Origin of the sequence: Microbacterium sp. NPDC091382 (assembly GCF_044757025.1) — a bacterium.
Lineage (GTDB): Bacteria > Actinomycetota > Actinomycetes > Actinomycetales > Microbacteriaceae > Microbacterium.
Window position 1 is genome coordinate 53721 of the sequence record NZ_JBIVUD010000002.1, and the last position, 20598, is coordinate 74318.

Here is a 20598-nt window from a genome sequence, read left to right on the forward strand (position 1 = left end):
AAGGCGGGGGCACCCGAGCCCTGGCACCGACGGAAGAAGTGACCATGCGCCGCGCCGAGCATCCGGCCGCCGAACGGATCCTGCTCCACCTGAGTGACACGCATCTGCGTGGCCCGGGACCCCGTCTGTTCGACAGCGTCGACGGTGAGACGTCCCTGACCGCCGCTCTCGACGCCATCGAATCCAGTGGCATCGCGCCCGATGCGATCGTCTTCACGGGCGACCTCGTCGACCTCGGTGAGGCCGCCGCCTACGACGCGATCCGCGCGCTCGTCGAGCCCTTCGCCGAGCGCCTGGGCGCACGGCTGCTGTGGGTCATGGGCAACCACGACGACCGCGGTGCGTTCCGCGAGCACCTCCTCGACGAGGCGCCCGCCGACCCGACGGCACCGTACGACCGGGTCGACGAGCTCGACGGTCTCCGCATCGTCACCCTCGACACGAGCGTGCCGGGCCATCACCACGGCGAGCTCTCCGACGCGCAGCTCGAATGGCTGCGGGAGGTGCTCTCGACACCCGCGCCGCTCGGCACCGTCCTCGCGATGCACCACCCGCCGGTCCCGAGCGTCCTCCCGCTCGCGGCGAGCGTCGAGCTTCGCGACCAACGGCGCCTCGCCGACGTCCTCCGCGGCACGGACGTCCGCGCGATCATCGCCGGGCACCTGCACTACTCGACGTTCGCGACCTTCGCAGGCATCCCCGTGTCCGTCGCGTCGTCCACCTGCTACGCGCAGGATCTGACGGTCCCCGTCGGCGGCACCCGGCCGCAGGACGGCGCTCAGTCCTACAACCTCGTGCACGTCTACGACGACACGGTCGTCCATTCGGTCGTCCCGATCGACGCGTCGCGTCCGCTCGAGTACATCGATCCCGACGAGGCTCAGCGACGCCTGCACGAGGCGGGCGTCACCGGCTCCGTCACGCGTGCAAGTCGAGCGGGCGTGCCGGCGCTGCGCTGACCGCAGGGTCCTCCCACGGCGCACGGACCGGGAAGAGGCGCTCGAGCAGCCCGGTCACGGCGCGCACGCGCACCGGTTCGGGGACCTCGTGGTCGCCGCCGTCGTTGAGGCAGAACATGTCGACGTCGCTGCGCTCGGCGAGTCGCTCCATGCGCCGCAGCGACGCGGCCTGCGTCGTCTGGAAGTACCGCACCCGCGGGGCGGTCGAGGCGATCGCGCGTCCCGTGAACTGCGCGTAGTAGTGGTACAGGCAGTTGGTCACCGACACGTCGGTCGCGGAGCGGAAGCGGGATGCCGCGGTGCGCCGGATCTCCTCGGGGAACTCCCGTTCGAGCTCGAACATCACGGAGCGCCGCAGCGGCGCCGCGCAGTGCTCGAGGTCGCGGACGATCGTGCGGCCGAACCGCTCGTGCAGCAGCTCGCGGTTCAGGCGCAGCGCGTTGTCGTGGCCGCTGCGGGCGACGCGACGCGGCCCGGTCCCGATGCGCACGTCGCACTCGACGAACGACGACACGCCGGCGGGGGAGAAGAACAGTTCCGGCGAGAGCGGCCGGCCGAAGAACATGTCGTCGTTCGAGTAGAGGAAGTGCTCCGACAGACCCTCGATGCGGTGCAGCTGGGCTTCGACGGCGTGGGAGTTGTGCGTGGGGAGAACCGAGGTGTCCTCGAAGAACTCCTCGCTGCGGACGATCGTCACCTTCGGATGGTCGAGCAGCCATGCGGGGGCGGGGGAGTCGGTCGCGATGAAGATGCGGCGCACCCACGGCGCGTACATGTGGACGCTCCGCAGCGCGTACCGCAGCTCGTCGACGTGGCGGTAGCGCGCGGGCCCGTCGTCGCCGTCGCCGACCACGTACTCGGACATCTGGGCGGCGCGCTGACGCTGGAACTCCGAGGACGACCCGTCGACCCAGGAGAAGACCATGTCGATCTCGTGCGTGACGTCGCCCGGGTGCGGGTCGAACATGCCGTGCAGCGTCTGCCAGGTGCGTCCGAAGCGTTCGACGGCCGCCGGCTCGACGTCCTCCGCGGCGAAGACGCGACGGGTGAGGTCGTTGGGGTGCGGCGCCTCGACGAGCTCCTCGCCGAAGCGCCAGAACTCGACGCGCACCCCGTGGCCGGCGCCGTAGCGGAGCTCGCCGGCGATGCGCGGGCGGAACACCCGCACCGAGGCCGGTCCCGACGAGCGCAGACGCAGCTCACCGAACGGCACCGGCGTACCGCCCTTCGTCTTCGCGTAGAGCGGTTCCGCGGCGGCGCGGTCCGCGAGCGCGGCGATCGCGCGGTCGCGGTGAGCCAGATCGACGACCAGGCCCGGGATCGAGTGCGAGTGGCGGATGAGGAGGTGGGGGATGCCGGCGTCCGAGAGGGAATCGGCGATCAGCAGCAGGTCGGCGATGCGCGCCTGCTCGGGAGTGGTGTCGTCATGGCGCAGGTGCAGCATGCCTTTGATGAGGACGATGTCCTCGCGTTCGAGGAGAGCGGTCCAGGAACCACCCTCGGACGGCAGTGCAGTCAGTCGCGCCATATGTTCTCCTTGTTGTGCGTGTTCGGTCGAGCAAGAGTTGATGTCGGTCGTTTCGCCGACGTTTCGGGTGTCCGGCATCGCTAGCCTGGGGTGATGACCGACTACGCGGACCGTTTCCCCCCGTCGCGCAATGGCGACACCCACCGCCCCTATCAGGCGGCGTCCTCCCGCTACGATGCGGGGGCCTTCCGCCAGGTCGGCTCGAGCGGCCTGTATCTGCCGGCGATCTCGCTGGGACTCTGGTGGAACTTCGGGGACAACATCCCCTTCGACAATCAGCGTACTCTGCTCCGGCACGCCTTCGACCGGGGTGTCACGCACTTCGACCTGGCCAACAACTACGGCCCGCCGTTCGGATCGGCCGAGACCAACTTCGGGCGCATGATGCGGGAGGACTTCGCGCCCTACCGCGATGAGATCATCCTGTCGTCGAAGGCCGGATACGACATGTGGCCGGGCCCCTACGGCAACTACGGCTCGCGGAAGTACCTGATCGCCAGCGCCGAGCAGTCGCTCGCACGCATGAGCGTCGACTACGTCGACATCTTCTACTCGCACCGAGCCGATCCGGTGACGCCGATCGAGGAGACCATCGGCGCCCTCGACACCCTGGTCCGCCAGGGCAAGGCGCTCTACGTCGGGATCTCCTCCTACAGCGCCGAGCGCACCGAGGAGGCAGCGGCCGTCGCCCGGAGCCTCGGCACCCCGTTGATCATCCATCAGCCGTCGTACTCGATCCTGAACCGCTGGGTCGAGGACGGGCTCACGGACTCGCTGAAGACGGCGGGCATGGGCGCCATCGCGTTCACCCCGCTCGCGCAGGGCCTGCTGACCGACAAGTACCTCGGCGACGGCCGCGCCGAGCGCGCCCAGAGCCGCTTCTCGCTGCCCGACGGACAGCTGAACCAGAAGGCGCTCGAGACCCTCCGCTCGCTCAACGAGATCGCGCAGCAGCGCGGTCAGACGCTTGCGCAGATGGCCATCCAGTGGGTGCTGCGCGACGAGGTCGTGACGTCCGCCCTGATCGGGGCCTCGCGACCGGAGCAGCTCGATCAGAACCTCGCCGCCGTCGACGGGGCACCGTTCGATGACGACGAGCTCGCCCGCATCGACGCGCTGTCGGGGGCGATCGACGTCGACCTGTGGGCCGACTCGGCGAACGCGTGAGCATTCCCCTCGACACGACCCGGCGCGTGCACGTGCGCGCGCCGGGCAAGATCAACCTCTTCTTCGAGGTCGGTCCCGTCGGCGAGGACGGCTACCACGACGTGGCGTCCGTCTATCAGGCCGTCTCGCTCTACGAGGACGTGTGGGCCTCGCACGACGACACGACCTCGCTGACGGTCACGGGAGACGTCGATGTGTCGACCGTCCCGCTCGACGACTCGAACCTCGCGCTGCGTGCCGCGCGCCTGGTGACCGACGCCGTCGGCTGGGAGGGCGGCATCCGCCTGCAGATCCACAAGGGCGTCCCCGTCGCCGGCGGCATGGGAGGCGGTTCGGCGGACGCCGCTGCCGCTCTGGTCGCCGTCAACGAACTGGTCGACGGCGGGCTGAGCGCGAGCGACCTGCACGCCCTGGGCGCCCGCCTCGGAGCCGACGTCCCGTTCGCGCTCCTGGGTGGGACCGCGGTCGGGACGGGGCGCGGCGACGAGCTCGCCCCGGCGCTGGGTCGGGGATCCTTCGCATGGGTCCTCGTCGCGGACGGCGGCGGACTGTCGACCCCCGAGGTGTACGGCACCCTCGATCGCCTCCGCGCGGACGCCGACATCGCGCCCGACCGCGCCACTCCGTCGGTCGACCCGGCGGTGCTGCGGGCCCTGCGGTCGGGGGATGCCGCGGCCCTGGGCGCGGCGATCCGAAACGACCTGCAGCTCGCCGCCGTCCACCTCCGTCACGATCTGGCGGTGCTCATCGACGACGGTCTCGCCGCCGGTGCCCTCGGCGGCATCGTGTCGGGATCCGGCCCGACGACGGCGTTCCTGGCCGAGGGGACGGAACAGGCCCGAGAGCTCGCGGACCGCCTCACGTCCGCGGGTCACCGCGCGCACGCGGTCACGGGGCCCGTCGCTGGCGCACGACTGCTCTGACGTGGCGTCGTGTCGCCACCGCCGCCTAGCCTGGGGGGATGAGCTCTCTCGCTGATCGGTTCCACTCGGCCGCGCTCGACGATGGCCTCACGTCCGCCTTCGAGGCACGCGGCCTGCGGGCGGCGCGTGTCGCAGAGGACGACCGCGAGGGGACGCACCGCTGGCAGGATGCCGTCGCCCGCGGCTTCCTCGGCGGAGAGCCCACCGAGGCGCAGTACACCGAGTCCTTCGCGCGCAACGGCTACCGCCGCAAGGTGGGTGTCTACGACGACGGCGGCGTGCAGGCCGATGTCCCCGTCGCGACCTTCGCCTCGTGGGGCACCGAGCTCACCCTTCCCGGCGGCGCAGCGGTCCCGATGTGCGCCGTCAGTGCCGTGACCGTCGCGCCCACCCACCGCCGGCGTGGCATCCTCAGCACGCTCATGCGGGGCGAACTGCGCACCGCGGCATCCCTCGGCTTCCCCCTCGCCGGGCTCACGGTGAGCGAGTCCGGGATCTACGGCCGCTTCGGCTTCGCACCCGCCGTCACCGTCACATCGTGGGAGATCTCCACCCGCCGCACCGGCTGGATCGGCCCCGACGCGCCGGGCCGGATCGACTACATCACACGCGAGCAGGGGCGAGATGCCGCAACCGAGCTGTATGAGCGCATCCGACTGGCCACCCCCGGCGAGATCACCATGCCCGGTGGGCACTGGGACCGCACCTTCGGCACGCGTGCCGACGCCGAGAAGGCCGACAAGCTGCGCGTCGTCCAGTACCGCTCGCCGGAAGGGGCTGTCGAGGGCGTCGCGATCTACAGCATCAGCGAGGACGACGACGACTGGGCTGCCTCGACGGCGACCGTCTCGCGCGTGGTGGCGGGGACGGATGCCGCCTACGCCGGGCTCTGGCGCTTCCTGCTCTCCCTCGACCTCGTCGGGACGGTCCGGGCCGGCGAGCTGTCGGTCGACGAGCCGCTCTGGTGGATGATCGACAACAAGCGCGCGGCTCGCATCACGAGCCGTGACCACCACTACCTGCGCGTGCTCGACGTCCCCGCGACGCTGGCCGCCCGCAGCTACGACGTCGACGACGTCATCGCGCTGGAGGTGACGGACGCGCTCGGCATCGCTGACGGAACGTTCGTCCTGTCGGCGGGCGAGGCACCCGGCGTCGACATCGTCGACGAGGTTCCGCTCGGCGTGCCGCTCGTACGTCTCGGGGTGGAGGAGCTCTCGGCGATGCTCCTCGGCGGCGTCTCGGCGGTCACCTTGGCGCGCGCGGGTCGCGTCGAAGCGGACGATCCGCACCGCATCGCGCGGGTCTTCGCCGCGACGTCGACACCGCGGCTGAGCTTCTGGTACTGAGCGTGGACGCTCTCGCCTGGGCAGGTCTTCTCGTCGGCGGCGCCCTGCTGCTGTGGTCACTGTGGTCGACCCTGCGCGCCAATGCGGGGCGCCGCATCCCGATGCTGCGCAATGCGGACATCGTGCCGCCGGGGTCGATCGTGACGCGCGTCGTCGGCATCGCCGTCTTCGTGTTCTCGGCGCTGAGCCTCGCGGGCCGGTCGGGGCTCTGGCCGGCGGTCATCCTCTTCGTGGGCGCTCTCGGCGGAGCCCTGGCCATCGCCTGGCACAACCGGCGGGCGGCGCGCGCCGACCGGTCAGGCGACGCCGCGTAGCCTGGAGGCGATGGCACATCTTCTCGGGGCCGAGTCCCTGCACCTGGAATACCCGACCAAAGTCGTCTTCGACGGCGTCTCGCTCGGTGTCGACGAGGGCGACCGCATCGGCATCGTCGGCCGCAACGGCGACGGCAAGTCGAGCCTCATGGCCATGCTCGCCGGCCGGCGCGAACCCGACTCCGGTCGCGTCACCGTCCGCGGCGGTGTGACGATCGGCGTCCTCGAGCAGAGCGACGTCCTCCCCGACGACCTCACCGTGGGGCGCGCCGTCGTGGGCGACGGTCCCGCGCACGAGTGGGCCGGCGATGCGAAGGTGCGCGACGTCATCGCGGGCCTCCTCTCAGACCTCGACTGGGACGCCGCCATCGGCACGCTCTCCGGCGGGCAGCGCCGCCGTGTCGCGCTGGCGCAGCTCCTGACCGGGGACTGGGATGTGCTGGCCCTCGACGAGCCCACCAACCACCTCGACGTCGAGGGCATCGCCTGGCTCGCCGAGCACCTCAAGCGACGCTGGTCGGCGTCGTCGGGCGCGCTCATGGTCGTCACCCACGACCGATGGTTCCTCGACGAGGTCTGCACGAAGACGTGGGAGGTCCACGACCGCATCGTCGAGCCCTTCGACGGGGGCTACGCGGCATACATCCTGCAGCGCGTGGAGCGCGACCGTCAGGCGGCCTCCATCGAGGCACGCAGGCAGAACCTCGCCCGCAAGGAGCTCGCCTGGCTCCGCCGCGGTGCCCCTGCACGCACCAGTAAGCCCAAGTTCCGCATCGACGCCGCGAACGAGCTCATCGCCGACGTCCCCGAGATCCGCGACCGGGTCTCCCTCCAATCCCTCGCCGTCGCCCGCCTGGGCAAGGACGTCGTGGACCTGCTCGACGCCGGCGTCGCGTACGACGGCCGTGAGATCCTGCGCGATGTCGAGTGGCGCATCGCGCCGGGGGAGCGCACCGGCATCCTCGGTGTCAACGGCGCCGGCAAGTCGACGCTCCTCGGCCTCGTCTCCGGCACCGTCCAACCCACGAGCGGCCGTGTGAAGCACGGCAAGACCGTGAAGGTCGCCACCCTCACGCAGCGCATGGACGAGCTCGACCCGCACCTCGACGACCCCGTGCGGGTCGTCGTGTCCCGGCTCCGGACGACGTACACGTTCGGGGCGGGATCGAAGGCGCAGGAGCTCACCCCGGGGCAGCTCCTCGAACGGATGGGCTTCGCGTCCGCGCAGCTCTCCACGCCGGTCAAGGACCTCTCGGGTGGTCAGAAGCGGCGACTGCAGCTGCTGCTCATCCTCCTCGACCAGCCGAACGTGCTCATCCTCGACGAGCCCACGAACGACCTCGACACGGACATGCTCGCCGCGATCGAGGACCTCCTCGACTCCTGGGCGGGCACCCTCATCGTCGTGTCGCACGATCGCTACTTCATGGAGCGGGTCACCGACCAGCAGTACGCGGTTCTCGGCGGACGCCTGCGACACCTCCCCGGCGGGATCGAAGAATACCTGCGCCTGCGGGCCGCGCAGCCGCAGGCGACGGGAGCGGCGAGCCCGACGGCAGTGACGACGGATGCCGCGGGACCGTCGGCATCCGTTCTCTCCGGAGCCGAGCGCCGCACGGCCGAGAAGGAGGTCACGAGCCTCGAGCGCCGCATCGCGAAGCTCACCGACCAGATCGAGAAGGCCAGAGCGGCCCTCGCCGACCACGACCAGGGCGACTACGTCGGTCTCGGGGAGAAGATGCAGCGGATCACCGCGATGGAGGCCGAGGTCGGCGAGGCCGAGGAGCGCTGGTTCGAGCTGACCGAGCAGCTGGGCTGATCAGACGCGCGCCGCCTCGCGGAGCGTCAGCCCGGTCGTGAACTCCCGCGGCGCGCCGCTCAGCGGGTCGACGAAGCGCAGCTCCCGGGCGAGCAGTTGAAGAGGTCGCTCGGGGTCGTCCGGGGCTTCGTCGAGAAGGTCCGGGTAGAAGCGGTCGCCGAGGATGCCGAGGCCGATCCCGGCGAGGTGCGCGCGCAGCTGATGCATGCGACCCGTCCGCGGGTGCAGGCGCAGGTGCGCCGTCGACGGTCCGATGCGGATCGCCTCGACGAGCGTCTCGGCATTGGGCTCGCGGTCCTCGTGCACGACGGCGCGCAGGCTGCCTCGGGTGCTCGTGAGGTGCGAACGGACGACGCGGGGGAGCTCCGGCATCCCCTCGGCCGGGACCACCGTGACCGCTTCGTAGACCTTCCGCACCGCGCGATCGGCGAACAGGCTCTGGTACGCACCCCGGGACGCGGGGCGGACGGAGAACATGACCAGTCCGGCGGTCGCCCGGTCGAGCCGGTGGATGGGGGTCAGGTGCGGATTGTCGAACTCCTGCCGCAGCCGGACGAGAGCGGAGTTCTTCAGGAAGCCCCCGCCGGGCGTCGTCGGCAGGAAGTGCGGTTTGTCGACGACGAGGAGGTCTTCGTCGTGGTGGCGGACGACCACCTCGTACGGGATGTCGGGCTACTCGGGCGGATCCCGGTCGTACCAGAGGAAGTCCTACGCTACGAGCGGTGTCGTGCGTGTGACGATGCCGCCGTCGAAGGCCACGACCTCGCCGCGGTCGAAGCGGCTCAGGAGGATCTCGGGATCGATGTGGGAGAACCGTCCCGTCACGTAGTCGGCGATCGTGTCCCACGGGCCCGTCCGAGGCACCCGCAATCGGGTGGGACCCACCCCGTCGCGGACGGGGAGCGGAGCGCGCATCGCCATCGCGGGTCAGCCGTCGAAGCCGAGGCTGAGTTTGCGCAGCAGACCCGCGAGGCGCTCGCGGTCGGCCCGCGAGAGCTGGGCGAGCAGTTCGGCCTCGGCGTCCACGAGCCGCGTGATCGCGGCATCCACTCGGTTGCGGCCCTCTTCGATGAGAGTCACGAGGACGCCCCGTCCGTCGCCCGGATCGGCGGCGCGCACCACGAGACCGCGCTCGACCAGACGGTCGATGCGGTTCGTCATCGTGCCGCTCGAGACGAGGGTCTGCTGCAGAAGCTGCTTGGGACTGAGCGTGTAGGGCTCGCCGGCGCGGCGGAGCGCGGAGAGCACGTCCCACTCCCAGGGCTCGAGATCGCTGCGGTGGAACGCGTCGCGGCGCGCGCCGACCGGTCAGGCGACGCCGCGTAGCCTGGAGGCGATGGCACATCTTCTCGGGGCCGAGTCCCTGCACCTGGAATACCCGACCAAAGTCGTCTTCGACGGCGTCTCGCTCGGTGTCGACGAGGGCGACCGCATCGGCATCGTCGGCCGCAACGGCGACGGCAAGTCGAGCCTCATGGCCATGCTCGCCGGCCGGCGCGAACCCGACTCCGGTCGCGTCACCGTCCGCGGCGGTGTGACGATCGGCGTCCTCGAGCAGAGCGACGTCCTCCCCGACGACCTCACCGTGGGGCGCGCCGTCGTGGGCGACGGTCCCGCGCACGAGTGGGCCGGCGATGCGAAGGTGCGCGACGTCATCGCGGGCCTCCTCTCAGACCTCGACTGGGACGCCGCCATCGGCACGCTCTCCGGCGGGCAGCGCCGCCGTGTCGCGCTGGCGCAGCTCCTGACCGGGGACTGGGATGTGCTGGCCCTCGACGAGCCCACCAACCACCTCGACGTCGAGGGCATCGCCTGGCTCGCCGAGCACCTCAAGCGACGCTGGTCGGCGTCGTCGGGCGCGCTCATGGTCGTCACCCACGACCGATGGTTCCTCGACGAGGTCTGCACGAAGACGTGGGAGGTCCACGACCGCATCGTCGAGCCCTTCGACGGGGGCTACGCGGCATACATCCTGCAGCGCGTGGAGCGCGACCGTCAGGCGGCCTCCATCGAGGCACGCAGGCAGAACCTCGCCCGCAAGGAGCTCGCCTGGCTCCGCCGCGGTGCCCCTGCACGCACCAGTAAGCCCAAGTTCCGCATCGACGCCGCGAACGAGCTCATCGCCGACGTCCCCGAGATCCGCGACCGGGTCTCCCTCCAATCCCTCGCCGTCGCCCGCCTGGGCAAGGACGTCGTGGACCTGCTCGACGCCGGCGTCGCGTACGACGGCCGTGAGATCCTGCGCGATGTCGAGTGGCGCATCGCGCCGGGGGAGCGCACCGGCATCCTCGGTGTCAACGGCGCCGGCAAGTCGACGCTCCTCGGCCTCGTCTCCGGCACCGTCCAACCCACGAGCGGCCGTGTGAAGCACGGCAAGACCGTGAAGGTCGCCACCCTCACGCAGCGCATGGACGAGCTCGACCCGCACCTCGACGACCCCGTGCGGGTCGTCGTGTCCCGGCTCCGGACGACGTACACGTTCGGGGCGGGATCGAAGGCGCAGGAGCTCACCCCGGGGCAGCTCCTCGAACGGATGGGCTTCGCGTCCGCGCAGCTCTCCACGCCGGTCAAGGACCTCTCGGGTGGTCAGAAGCGGCGACTGCAGCTGCTGCTCATCCTCCTCGACCAGCCGAACGTGCTCATCCTCGACGAGCCCACGAACGACCTCGACACGGACATGCTCGCCGCGATCGAGGACCTCCTCGACTCCTGGGCGGGCACCCTCATCGTCGTGTCGCACGATCGCTACTTCATGGAGCGGGTCACCGACCAGCAGTACGCGGTTCTCGGCGGACGCCTGCGACACCTCCCCGGCGGGATCGAAGAATACCTGCGCCTGCGGGCCGCGCAGCCGCAGGCGACGGGAGCGGCGAGCCCGACGGCAGTGACGACGGATGCCGCGGGACCGTCGGCATCCGTTCTCTCCGGAGCCGAGCGCCGCACGGCCGAGAAGGAGGTCACGAGCCTCGAGCGCCGCATCGCGAAGCTCACCGACCAGATCGAGAAGGCCAGAGCGGCCCTCGCCGACCACGACCAGGGCGACTACGTCGGTCTCGGGGAGAAGATGCAGCGGATCACCGCGATGGAGGCCGAGGTCGGCGAGGCCGAGGAGCGCTGGTTCGAGCTGACCGAGCAGCTGGGCTGATCAGACGCGCGCCGCCTCGCGGAGCGTCAGCCCGGTCGTGAACTCCCGCGGCGCGCCGCTCAGCGGGTCGACGAAGCGCAGCTCCCGGGCGAGCAGTTGAAGAGGTCGCTCGGGGTCGTCCGGGGCTTCGTCGAGAAGGTCCGGGTAGAAGCGGTCGCCGAGGATGCCGAGGCCGATCCCGGCGAGGTGCGCGCGCAGCTGATGCATGCGACCCGTCCGCGGGTGCAGGCGCAGGTGCGCCGTCGACGGTCCGATGCGGATCGCCTCGACGAGCGTCTCGGCATTGGGCTCGCGGTCCTCGTGCACGACGGCGCGCAGGCTGCCTCGGGTGCTCGTGAGGTGCGAACGGACGACGCGGGGGAGCTCCGGCATCCCCTCGGCCGGGACCACCGTGACCGCTTCGTAGACCTTCCGCACCGCGCGATCGGCGAACAGGCTCTGGTACGCACCCCGGGACGCGGGGCGGACGGAGAACATGACCAGTCCGGCGGTCGCCCGGTCGAGCCGGTGGATGGGGGTCAGGTGCGGATTGTCGAACTCCTGCCGCAGCCGGACGAGAGCGGAGTTCTTCAGGAAGCCCCCGCCGGGCGTCGTCGGCAGGAAGTGCGGTTTGTCGACGACGAGGAGGTCTTCGTCGTGGTGGCGGACGACCACCTCGTACGGGATGTCGGGCTCCTCGGGCGGCTCCCGGTAGTACCAGATGAAGTCCTCCGCTCCGAGCGGTGTCGTGCGTGTGACGATGCCGCCGTCGAAGGCCACGACCTCGCCGCGGTCGAAGCGGCTCAGGAGGATCTCGGGATCGATGTGGGAGAACCGTCCCGTCACGTAGTCGGCGATCGTGTCCCACGGGCCCGTCCGAGGCACCCGCAATCGGGTGGGACCCACCCCGTCGCGGACGGGGAGCGGAGCGCGCATCGCCATCGCGGGTCAGCCGTCGAAGCCGAGGCTGAGTTTGCGCAGCAGACCCGCGAGGCGCTCGCGGTCGGCCCGCGAGAGCTGGGCGAGCAGTTCGGCCTCGGCGTCCACGAGCCGCGTGATCGCGGCATCCACTCGGTTGCGGCCCTCTTCGATGAGAGTCACGAGGACGCCCCGTCCGTCGCCCGGATCGGCGGCGCGCACCACGAGACCGCGCTCGACCAGACGGTCGATGCGGTTCGTCATCGTGCCGCTCGAGACGAGGGTCTGCTGCAGAAGCTGCTTGGGACTGAGCGTGTAGGGCTCGCCGGCGCGGCGGAGCGCGGAGAGCACGTCCCACTCCCAGGGCTCGAGATCGCTGCGGTGGAACGCGTCGCGTCGCGCGCGGTCGAGATGCCGCGAGAGGCGGTCGACACGGGAGAGGACCTCGAGGGGGGAGAAGTCGAGATCCGGCCGCTGCGCGATCCACGCGCTCACGATCCGGTCGACCTCGTCGTGTTCGGGGGCCATGCCCTCATCATCGCAGAGCGAGGTGAGGGGCGCCCGCATGGCAGACTTGTCGGGCGGCCGCCGGACCCCGGACGGCTGCGGTCCGCCGTGGTGTAATGGCAGCACGACAGCCTTTGGAGCTGTGAGGTCTAGGTTCGAGTCCTGGCGGCGGAGCATGACCAACAACCTCGATTCGCGTCTCGCCGTCGTCATCCTCGCCGCAGGCCAAGGTACGCGGATGAAGTCGTCCCTTCCGAAGGTGCTGCACCGCATCGGCGGACGCCCCCTTCTCGGGCACGTGCTCGACACCGCTCGTGACCTCGCTCCCGCGCACGTCGTCGTGGTCGTGCGCCACGAGCGCGATCAGGTCGCCGACGCCGTCCTCGGCGTCGCGCCCGAGGTCGTCGTCGTCGATCAGGACGAGATCCCCGGCACCGGTCGCGCCGTCGAGGTCGCCCTCGACGCGCTCAGTGGATTCGAGGGCGACGTCCTCGTGCTGAGCGGCGACTGCCCGTTGGCCGATTTCGACACGCTGCACGCCTTCGTCTCGGAGCATCGTGCCGCGCAGGCCGAGGCGACCCTCATGACCGCCGTGCTCGACGACCCGACCGGCTACGGCCGGATCATCCGCGAGAGCGACGGCAGCGTCGCCCGCATCGTCGAGCAGAAGGATGCCTCGCCCGAGGAGGCCGCCGTCGCCGAGGTGAACGCCGGCATGTACGTCTTCGCGGCCTCCGCTCTGCGCACTCACCTGCCGCGGGTCGGGACCGACAACGCGCAGCGTGAGAAGTACCTCACCGACATCGTCGCGTTGCTGCGACAGACCGACGGGCGGGTCGCGGCATCCATCGCCAAGGACGTGACCGTCACGTACGGCGTCAACGACCGCGTGCAGCTGTCCGAGGTCGGGCGGCTGCTGAACGCCCGGACGGTCCGGCGCTGGCAGCTCGAGGGCGTCACCGTGATCGACCCGGCCACCACGTGGATCGACGTGACGGCGACCCTCGCGCCCGATGTCACCCTGCTGCCGGGCACCCACATCCTGCGCGCGACGAAGATCTCCGCGGGCGCGACCGTCGGTCCGGACACGAGCCTCGTGGACTGCGAAGTGGGCGAGGGCGCCACCGTGACCCGCACCGATGCGACCCTCGCCGTGATCGGCGCGGGCGCGACCGTCGGCCCGTTCGCCTACCTGCGCGCGGGCGCCGAGGTGGGGGACCGGGGCAAGGTCGGAACGTTCGTCGAGATCAAGAACTCCACGATCGGCGAGGGCAGCAAGGTCCCGCACCTGTCGTACATCGGCGACACCACGATCGGTCGCAACGTCAACCTCGGTGCCGGTGCGATCACCGCCAACTACGACGACATCACGAAGCACCGGACCGAGATCGCCGACGAGGTCCACACGGGCTCGCACAACGTCTTCGTCGCGCCCGTTAGGATCGGTGAGGGCGCGAAGACGGGTGCAGGAGCCGTCGTCCGCAAGGATGTTCCGGCCGGCGCCCTCGCCCTCAGCATCGCCCCCCAACGGAACACCGTCGGGTGGGTCGAGAAGAATCGACCGGGAACGGGAGCGGCAGAAGCCGCCGCTCGCGTCCGGTCCGCACAGGAAGCTGGCGATGGGTCGCAAGAAGCAGCACACGGTTGACCTCGACTCGGAGCGCGGGATCGCGCCCGGCCTGGTAGCCAAGACCAAGAAGCGTCTCGTCGTCGCGTCGGGCCGCTCGCACGAGGAGCTCTCGGCTGAGGTCGCCGCGGCCCTCGGCACCCAGCTGGTGCCCACGGAGCACCGCACCTTCGCTTCGGGGGAGATCCTCACCCGCTTCGAGGTCTCGATCCGCGGATGCGACTTCTTCCTCATCCAGAGCTTCGGCCCGCCGGTCAACGAGTGGCTGATGGAGACGCTCATCATGCTGGATGCCGCGAAGCGCGCATCTGCGAAGCGGATCACCGTGGTCGCGCCGTACTTCCCGTATTCGCGGCAGGACAAGAAGGGACGGGGGCGAGAGCCCATCAGCGCTCGGCTGGTCGCTGACCTCTTCAAGACGGCCGGTGCCGACCGGGTGATGAGCGTCGACTTGCACGCCGCCCAGATCCAGGGCTTCTTCGACGGGCCCGTCGACCACCTGTTCGCCAAGCCCGTCCTCCTCGAGCACTTCGAGAACACGCTGTCGGCCGAGGACCGCGCCAAGCTCACCGTCGTCTCTCCCGACACCGGCCGCGTGCGGGTCGCCGACACCTGGTCCGACAGTCTGGGCGCTCCGCTGGCGATCATCCACAAGCGCCGCGACCCGAACGTCGCGAACCAGGTCACGGTGAACGAGATCGTCGGTCAGGTCGACGGACGCGTCTGCCTCCTGGTCGACGACATGATCGACACGGGCGGCACGATCGTCAAGGCTGCTCAGGCGTTGAAGGCCAACGGCGCCGAGCGCGTCATCGTCGCCGCGACGCACGCGATCTTCAGCGACCCGGCCACCGAGCGTCTCCAGGACCCCTCGATCGACGAGGTCGTCGTCACCGACACGGTGCCCCTGCCCGACGAGAAGCGGTTCGAGAGTCTCACGATCCTGCCGATCGCCCCGCTTCTGGCACGTGCCATCCGCGAGGTGTTCGAGGACGGGTCCGTCACGAGCATGTTCGACGGCGCCGCCTGAGGCTCTGCGGTCATCGCTGGACAGGCCGCACGCGGGCCCGTTAGCCTCGCGTCCATCGGGCGGGCTCCGTCTTCAGGTGATGCATAGGTCCCTGCAAGCAACGGCATGTGAGGACTGGCTTCTCTTGACGTGAACGCCCTGCACGACAGAGCGGGCGGGCACGACACGAGGAGGACCACACATGATCCGCACCACCGCCGTACCCCGGCCGATCCGCGTCGGCGCCGCCGCCGCGTCCATCGCAGGTCTCGCCCTGCTCGCGGGCTGCGCCGGCCAGACCACCGCGGACTCTTCCGACGCGGGGACCTCGTCGCAGAATCCGCCGGCATCGGCCGATGCCGGCAGCGGCTCGGGCACGGGCAGCTACAAGGACGGCACGTACACGGCCGACGGCAGCTACCAGACCCCCGAGACGGTCGAGAAGATCACGGTCACCCTGACCCTCCAGGACAGCACCGTCACCGACGTCCAGGTGACCGGTGACCCGCAGGCTCGAGAGACGCGCCAGTACCAGGCCGACTTCATCGGCGGCATCAAGGACGAGGTGGTCGGGAAGAAGCTCGACGACCTGTCGGTCGACAAGGTCGGCGGCTCCTCCCTCACCAGCGGTGGCTTCAACGCCGCGGTCAAGGAGATCCGGACCGAAGCCTCCTCATGACCGCGATCGCCCCCCTCGTCCATTCGTGGACGTTCGAGGCGATCGGAACGGTGTGGCGGATCGATGCCGCCTCGCCCCTCGACGATGGCGTCCGTGAGCAGATCACGGGCGCCATCGCCCGCTTCGACTCGGAATGGTCGCGCTTCCGCGTGGATTCACTGGTGAGCCGGCTGGGCGAGGCGGGCGGCGAGGTTCCGGCTCCCGCCGATACCGTCGCCATGCTCGATGCCTACGACGCCCTCGACGCCGCCACTGCCGGCGCCGTGAACCCCCTGGTCGGAGAGGCCCTCGCGCGGCGCGGGTACGACGCCGACTACTCCCTGATCGACCGCGGTGCGGTATCGGCCCCCCGCCACTGGCGGGAGCTGATCACGTGGTCGGCGGACACTCTGTCGCTGGCCGAGCCCGCCGTCGTGGACGTGGGTGCGCTCGGCAAGGGGCGCCTGGCGGACGTGGTGCTCGATCTCGTCCCGGTCGGTCCGGCGGTCGTCGACGCGGGCGGCGACATCGCCGTTCGCGGCGCGACCCAGCGGATCGCGCTCGAGCATCCGTACGATGCGTCGCGCGCGATCGGTGTCTGGTCGGTGACGGATGCCGCGCTCTGCGCGTCGGCGATCAACCGGCGGGCGTGGGGCGACGGCCTGCATCACGTGCTCGACGCGCGCACCGGGCAGCCGGTGCGTCGATACGCGGCCACCTGGGCCGCGGCCTCCGACGCGATGACAGCGGACGCAGTCGCCACCGCGTTGTTCTTCGACGGCGGTCCTCGACTCGCCGCCGACTGGGGAGCCGGATGGGTGCGGATGGGCACCGACGGCTCCGTCGAATGGTCCCCCCGATGCGAAGCGGAGTTGTTCTCGTGATCTCGTCTCTCAGTGCCGCGTGGACGCGCCTCGTCGGTGCGCTCGGCCGGTTCTCGATGTACCGGCTGGTCTTGCTGGCCCTGTCGCTGCTCGCGGTCGTCGCGGTCGTGCTCGCCTTCGCCGGCGCCGTCTCCGTCGCCCCTCTCGACCTCCTCGTGTCGCTCGCTGTCCTCGCCGCGTCGATCGTGGTGGTGGATGCCGTCGCCCAGCGCATCGTGCGCAGACCCTGGCGCATCGAATCGGCGCTCATCACCGCCCTCATCCTGGTGTTCGTCCTGCGGCCGGGTCTCGAGCCGATGGCGCTCCTCGGCCTTGCTCTCGCGGGTGCGATCGCCTCGGCGTCGAAGTACGTGCTCGCCTGGCAGGGCCGGCACATCTTCAACCCTGCGGCGGTGGGCGCGAGTGCTCTCACGATCATCAGCATCTGGGCACCCGATCTCGGATTCTCGGCCTGGTGGGTCGGTTCTCCCGCGATGACCGTCCCCGTGCTGCTGCTGGGGCTCGCCGTTCTCATCCGCACCGAGAAGGTGCGCGTCGTGGGGCTGTTCTTCGTCGTCGCGGTCGCGGTGGGACTGGTGCGCACGGTGGTGCAGGCGCAGGCCGCGGGGTTCGCGCTCGATCCCGGGATGACGTTCTCGAGCCTCGTCCTCTCGTCGCCGTTCCTCTTCCTCGGTGCGTTCATGCTGTCGGAGCCGCTCACGCTCCCGCCGCGGCGGTGGCAGCAGTTCACGGTCGCGGCCGTCGTCGGCGTCCTGGCGGGCTGGCCGCTCGCCGTGGGAGACATCACCCTCGGTCAGGAGCGGGCGCTCCTGATCGGCAACCTCGTCGCATTCGTCTTCGCACTCCGTACCTCGGTCCGGCTCACGATCGTCGAGCGCACCGCGGTGACACCCAGCGTGCGCGAATACAGCTTCCGCGCGGAGCGGCCGGTGAGATTCACGCCGGGGCAGTACCTCGAGCTCGAGGTGCCGCATGCGCGACCCGACTCGCGCGGCACGCGACGGGAGTTCAGCATCCTCTCCTCGCCGGCGGAATTGCCGCTCGTGCGGATCGCGATGCGCGAAGGGTCCCAGTCCAGCTACAAGAAGGCGATCGCCACGGTGGAGCCGGGGGACGAATTGGCCATCACCGGGATCTGGGGTGACTTCGTCCTCCCTCGCAACACGGAGGCCCCCGTCCTCATGGTCGCCGCCGGTATCGGCGTGACGCCTTTCGTCTCGCACCTGCGGCACCTGCGGATGACCGAGGAGCGCCGCGACGTCGTGTTCGTCTACGTGGCATCGGCGAGTGACGAGCTCGCCTTCCGCGACGATCTCGAAGCCGCCGGTATCCCGGTGATCGTCATCACCCGTGACGAGCCTGCGGACCTCCCCGACGGGTGGACGTGGGGCGGCGGCAGCCGGCTCGATGCCGAGAGTCTCGTGCGCCACGTGCCCGACATCGACCGTCGCCACGCGTTCGTCTCCGGTCCGCCGGCGCTCATCGCCTCGCTGACGCCCGCGCTGAGCCGAGCGAAGTCGATCACGACGGATGCCTTCAGCGGGTACTGAGCCGCCACCCGGACCTCGGCCGCGTCACGCGGTGGGTGAGTCGGGGCGAGCCGGCAGACACACCTCGAAGGTCGTCGAACCCGGCTCGGAGGCGACGTCGATGCGTCCCCCGTGCCCGGTGACGATCGCCTGGGCGATCGACAGACCGAGTCCCGTACCGCCGGTCTGGCGCGCACGCGACGAGTCTGCGCGGCTGAACCGCTCGAACAGTTCGTCGACGACGGACGGGTCGATGCCGGGTCCCTCGTCGTGGATGCGCAGGACGGCCTCGCCGTCCCGCGTCTCGACCGTCGTGGTGACACGGGTCCCCGCCGGGGTGTGCAGGCGGGCATTGGCCAGGAGGTTGGCAGCGACCTGGTGCAATCGACCCGCGTCGCCGGCGACGATCACCGGGGCGTCCTCGACCTCGAGGACCCACTCGTGGTCGGTGCCCGCGACACGGGCGTCCGAGACCGCCTCGACGGCGAGACGGGTGAGGTCGACGGCGCTGTAGACGAGCTCCGTGCCCTCGTCGAGACGAGCCAGCAGCAGCAGGTCCTCGACGAGAGCCGTCATGCGCAGCGACTGCGCCTGGATCCGCTCCAAGGACTCCTTCGTCGTGTCGGCGATGACCCCGGCAGCGATCCGGTCGGACGATTCCGCCTGACGGATGCCGCGCAGGGACAGCTCGGAGTACCCCCGGATCGAGGCGAGCGGGGTCCGCAGCTCGTGACTCGCATCGGCGACGAAAGCGCGCATCCGGTCCTCGTTGCGCTGGCGTGCGGCCAACGATGTCTCGACGTGGTCCAGAAGGGTGTTGAGGGCGTGACCCACCTGCCCGACCTCGGTGTGGGCGTCGGTGTCCTCGTCGGGGACGCGCTCGGTGATCGTGACGGCGCCCTCCGAGAGGGGGAGCGAGGCGACACGGGATGCCGTCGCGGCGACGGATCGCAGCGGCGCGAGGGCGCGACGGATCAGGAGCGCGATGATCGCGGCGAGGACGAGGAGGCCGCCCGTCGTCAGCAGGGCGACGGTCGTGACGATGCGCGCGCTGACGCTCGTCACCTCCGACGTCGGCAGGCCCGTGACGGTCGTGTAAGGCCCCGGCTCCTCGTGGATGCGGTAGTCGCCGAGGCCGGTCACGGTCGCGTCCGCCCACCCGTCCTGATCCGACGGCCCGAGCACGATTCGACTGACGTCGAGCGAGCGGACATCACCGTCGTCGTCGACGTAGGCCGCGGTGACCCCACCGAAGTTCCTCACGACGAGGACCGTGCCCCGTTCCTGCCGGCTGCGGCTGAGGATGTCCTGCGCGCGGTTGTTGAGATCCACGATGATCGAGTCCTGCGTCCGGGTGACCTTCGCGTCGAGGTTCTCGCGCAGGATCGACTCGAGAACGGTTCCCGTCCCGAGGCCGACCGTGATGAGGATCACCGAGACGAACGAGACGACGGCGGTGATGAGCCGCGCCTGGAGGCTCCAGCGGTGTCGCCGGCGTCGGGGTCTCGTGATCACTGGCTCGCTTTGATCATGTAGCCGACGCCGCGGACGGTGTGGATGAGGGGTTCCTTGCCTGCGTCGATCTTCTTGCGGAGGTAGGAGATGTAGAGTTCCACGACGCTCGAGCGTCCGCCGAAGTCGTAGTTCCAGACCCGGTCGAGGATCTGCGCCTTGGAGAGCACGCGACGCTGGTTCCGCATCAGGTAGCGCAGCAGTTCGAACTCCGTCGCGGTCAGTTCGATCTCGTCGTCGCCGCGGAAGACCTCGTGGGAGTCCTCGTTGAGCGTCAGGTCCCCCACGCGGAGAATGGGGTCGGCCGTGTCGGTGGATGCCCCGGCCCGACGCATCAGGCCGCGCAGGCGTGCCACGACTTCTTCGAGGCTGAAAGGTTTCGTCACGTAGTCGTCGCCGCCGGCGGTGAGGCCCGCGACACGGTCGCTCACCGAGTCCTTCGCGGTGAGGAACAGGACGGGGACGTCGTCTCCCGCCTGGCGCAGACGCTGGAGAACGGCCATGCCGTCGAGGTCCGGCATCATGATGTCGAGCACCATGGCGTCGGGGGCGAATTCTCGCGCGACGTTCAGCGCGTCGAAGCCGGATCCCGCAGTGCGGACCTCCCATCCCTCCATGCGGAGCGCCATCGAGAGGAGATCGGTCAGCATCTGCTCGTCGTCGACGACGAGGACGCGCAGCGGGGAGCCGTCGGGGCGCTGGAGGAGGGGGGCAGGCATCGTCATGGTGTCCATTCTCATGACGTTCCTATGAGCGCGCTATGGCCCGCCT

General features: G+C 70.4%; 17 protein-coding genes, 1 tRNA gene and 2 pseudogenes. 13 read left to right on the forward strand and 7 right to left on the reverse strand.

Features of this window, described 5'->3' with window-relative positions:
* Positions 1-44 precede the first annotated feature (44 nt).
* Positions 45-959 (forward strand): phosphodiesterase, encoded by a 915-nt coding sequence (locus tag ACIQLK_RS07675; protein WP_400363951.1) that lies wholly within the window; start codon positions 45-47, stop codon positions 957-959.
* Here ACIQLK_RS07675 and ACIQLK_RS07680 read toward each other — a convergent pair.
* Positions 919-2487, reverse strand: a complete 1569-nt coding sequence (locus ACIQLK_RS07680; RefSeq protein ID WP_400363953.1) for a stealth conserved region 3 domain-containing protein — start codon at positions 2485-2487, stop codon at positions 919-921. The genes ACIQLK_RS07675 and ACIQLK_RS07680 overlap by 41 nt on opposite strands.
* Positions 2488-2580: 93 nt before the next feature.
* On the opposite strand from ACIQLK_RS07680, the gene mgrA reads away from it, so the two are divergent.
* Genes mgrA through ACIQLK_RS07705 form a run of 5 tightly spaced genes read left to right on the forward strand, consistent with a single transcriptional unit; the run spans position 2581 to position 8059 of the window.
* Positions 2581-3654: an L-glyceraldehyde 3-phosphate reductase gene (gene mgrA / locus ACIQLK_RS07685; protein ID WP_400363955.1), complete on the forward strand. Its 1074-nt coding sequence runs from the start codon at positions 2581-2583 to the stop codon at positions 3652-3654.
* Positions 3651-4577 carry a 4-(cytidine 5'-diphospho)-2-C-methyl-D-erythritol kinase gene (locus ACIQLK_RS07690; RefSeq protein ID WP_400363957.1) on the forward strand — a complete coding sequence of 309 codons (927 nt, stop codon included), beginning with the start codon at positions 3651-3653 and terminating at the stop codon, positions 4575-4577. The genes mgrA and ACIQLK_RS07690 overlap by 4 nt, the downstream gene beginning before the upstream one ends.
* Before the next feature lie 38 nt (positions 4578-4615).
* Complete coding sequence (locus ACIQLK_RS07695) at positions 4616-5926, forward strand: GNAT family N-acetyltransferase (protein ID WP_400363958.1); 1311 nt, start codon at positions 4616-4618, stop codon at positions 5924-5926.
* A gap of 2 nt (positions 5927-5928) precedes the next feature.
* On the forward strand, positions 5929-6240 hold the full coding sequence (locus ACIQLK_RS07700) for a hypothetical protein (RefSeq protein ID WP_400363960.1): 312 nt from the start codon (positions 5929-5931) through the stop codon (positions 6238-6240).
* A 10-nt stretch (positions 6241-6250) separates the two neighbouring features.
* Positions 6251-8059, forward strand: coding sequence for an ABC-F family ATP-binding cassette domain-containing protein (locus tag ACIQLK_RS07705; protein WP_400363962.1), 1809 nt, complete (start codon positions 6251-6253; stop codon positions 8057-8059).
* Here the strand turns inward: ACIQLK_RS07705 and ACIQLK_RS07710 are convergent.
* Positions 8060-8884 (reverse strand): annotated as a pseudogene (locus ACIQLK_RS07710) (pseudouridine synthase). It abuts the gene before it with no gap.
* Between the two features lie 102 nt (positions 8885-8986).
* Positions 8987-9358 (reverse strand): annotated as a pseudogene (locus tag ACIQLK_RS07715) (MarR family winged helix-turn-helix transcriptional regulator); the annotation flags it as partial.
* A gap of 37 nt (positions 9359-9395) precedes the next feature.
* On the opposite strand from ACIQLK_RS07715, the gene ACIQLK_RS07720 reads away from it, so the two are divergent.
* On the forward strand, positions 9396-11204 hold the full coding sequence (locus ACIQLK_RS07720) for an ABC-F family ATP-binding cassette domain-containing protein (RefSeq protein WP_400363962.1): 1809 nt from the start codon (positions 9396-9398) through the stop codon (positions 11202-11204).
* Here ACIQLK_RS07720 and ACIQLK_RS07725 read toward each other — a convergent pair whose 3' ends face one another.
* Both ACIQLK_RS07725 and ACIQLK_RS07730 read right to left on the reverse strand, forming a co-directional pair.
* Complete coding sequence (locus ACIQLK_RS07725) at positions 11205-12125, reverse strand: pseudouridine synthase (RefSeq protein WP_400363964.1); 921 nt, start codon at positions 12123-12125, stop codon at positions 11205-11207.
* Between the two features lie 6 nt (positions 12126-12131).
* The gene (locus ACIQLK_RS07730) at positions 12132-12629 is read right to left on the reverse strand and encodes a MarR family winged helix-turn-helix transcriptional regulator (protein WP_400363966.1); all 498 of its coding nucleotides are present in this window, start codon (positions 12627-12629) and stop codon (positions 12132-12134) included.
* Positions 12630-12710: 81 nt separating this feature from the next.
* Between ACIQLK_RS07730 and ACIQLK_RS07735 the strand changes: the two genes are divergently transcribed.
* The 6 genes from ACIQLK_RS07735 to ACIQLK_RS07760 all read left to right on the forward strand — a co-directional run bounded on the left by ACIQLK_RS07735 (position 12711) and on the right by ACIQLK_RS07760 (position 18336).
* A tRNA-Gln gene (locus ACIQLK_RS07735) sits at positions 12711-12782 on the forward strand.
* 1 nt (position 12783) lies between these two features.
* Positions 12784-14256, forward strand: a complete 1473-nt coding sequence (gene glmU, locus ACIQLK_RS07740) for a bifunctional UDP-N-acetylglucosamine diphosphorylase/glucosamine-1-phosphate N-acetyltransferase GlmU (RefSeq protein ID WP_400363968.1) — start codon at positions 12784-12786, stop codon at positions 14254-14256.
* A complete protein-coding gene (locus ACIQLK_RS07745) occupies positions 14228-15265 on the forward strand; it encodes a ribose-phosphate diphosphokinase (RefSeq protein WP_400363970.1) in 1038 nt (345 codons plus the stop codon). The genes glmU and ACIQLK_RS07745 overlap by 29 nt, the downstream gene beginning before the upstream one ends.
* A gap of 181 nt (positions 15266-15446) precedes the next feature.
* A complete protein-coding gene (locus tag ACIQLK_RS07750; protein ID WP_400363972.1) occupies positions 15447-15923 on the forward strand; it encodes an FMN-binding protein in 477 nt (158 codons plus the stop codon).
* Positions 15920-16786: an FAD:protein FMN transferase gene (locus ACIQLK_RS07755; RefSeq protein ID WP_400363974.1), complete on the forward strand. Its 867-nt coding sequence runs from the start codon at positions 15920-15922 to the stop codon at positions 16784-16786. The genes ACIQLK_RS07750 and ACIQLK_RS07755 overlap by 4 nt, the downstream gene beginning before the upstream one ends.
* Positions 16783-18336: an FAD-dependent oxidoreductase gene (locus ACIQLK_RS07760; protein WP_400363975.1), complete on the forward strand. Its 1554-nt coding sequence runs from the start codon at positions 16783-16785 to the stop codon at positions 18334-18336. Before ACIQLK_RS07755 ends, ACIQLK_RS07760 begins: the two co-directional genes overlap by 4 nt.
* A gap of 24 nt (positions 18337-18360) precedes the next feature.
* Here ACIQLK_RS07760 and ACIQLK_RS07765 read toward each other — a convergent pair whose 3' ends face one another.
* Together ACIQLK_RS07765 and ACIQLK_RS07770 are read right to left on the reverse strand one after the other, a co-directional pair.
* The gene (locus ACIQLK_RS07765) at positions 18361-19830 is read right to left on the reverse strand and encodes a sensor histidine kinase (RefSeq protein ID WP_400363977.1); all 1470 of its coding nucleotides are present in this window, start codon (positions 19828-19830) and stop codon (positions 18361-18363) included.
* A complete protein-coding gene (locus ACIQLK_RS07770) occupies positions 19827-20552 on the reverse strand; it encodes a response regulator transcription factor (RefSeq protein ID WP_400363979.1) in 726 nt (241 codons plus the stop codon). Before ACIQLK_RS07770 ends, ACIQLK_RS07765 begins: the two co-directional genes overlap by 4 nt.
* Positions 20553-20598 lie beyond the last annotated feature (46 nt).

Excerpts from the sequence above, each read along its gene's own strand:
- glmU (WP_400363968.1), top strand. The coding sequence starts at position 12,784 with ATGACCAACAACCTCGATTCGCGTCTCGCCGTCGTCATCCTCGCCGCA.
- ACIQLK_RS07695 (WP_400363958.1), top strand. The coding sequence starts at position 4,616 with ATGAGCTCTCTCGCTGATCGGTTCCACTCGGCCGCGCTCGACGATGGC.
- ACIQLK_RS07755 (WP_400363974.1), top strand. The coding sequence starts at position 15,920 with ATGACCGCGATCGCCCCCCTCGTCCATTCGTGGACGTTCGAGGCGATC.
- ACIQLK_RS07705 (WP_400363962.1), top strand. The coding sequence starts at position 6,251 with ATGGCACATCTTCTCGGGGCCGAGTCCCTGCACCTGGAATACCCGACC.
- ACIQLK_RS07720 (WP_400363962.1), top strand. The coding sequence starts at position 9,396 with ATGGCACATCTTCTCGGGGCCGAGTCCCTGCACCTGGAATACCCGACC.
- ACIQLK_RS07680 (WP_400363953.1), bottom strand. The coding sequence starts at position 2,487 with ATGGCGCGACTGACTGCACTGCCGTCCGAGGGTGGTTCCTGGACCGCT.
- ACIQLK_RS07745 (WP_400363970.1), top strand. The coding sequence starts at position 14,228 with ATGGGTCGCAAGAAGCAGCACACGGTTGACCTCGACTCGGAGCGCGGG.
- ACIQLK_RS07675 (WP_400363951.1), top strand. The coding sequence starts at position 45 with ATGCGCCGCGCCGAGCATCCGGCCGCCGAACGGATCCTGCTCCACCTG.
- ACIQLK_RS07730 (WP_400363966.1), bottom strand. The coding sequence starts at position 12,629 with ATGGCCCCCGAACACGACGAGGTCGACCGGATCGTGAGCGCGTGGATC.
- ACIQLK_RS07725 (WP_400363964.1), bottom strand. The coding sequence starts at position 12,125 with ATGGCGATGCGCGCTCCGCTCCCCGTCCGCGACGGGGTGGGTCCCACC.
- ACIQLK_RS07770 (WP_400363979.1), bottom strand. The coding sequence starts at position 20,552 with ATGACGATGCCTGCCCCCCTCCTCCAGCGCCCCGACGGCTCCCCGCTG.
- mgrA (WP_400363955.1), top strand. The coding sequence starts at position 2,581 with ATGACCGACTACGCGGACCGTTTCCCCCCGTCGCGCAATGGCGACACC.
- ACIQLK_RS07750 (WP_400363972.1), top strand. The coding sequence starts at position 15,447 with ATGATCCGCACCACCGCCGTACCCCGGCCGATCCGCGTCGGCGCCGCC.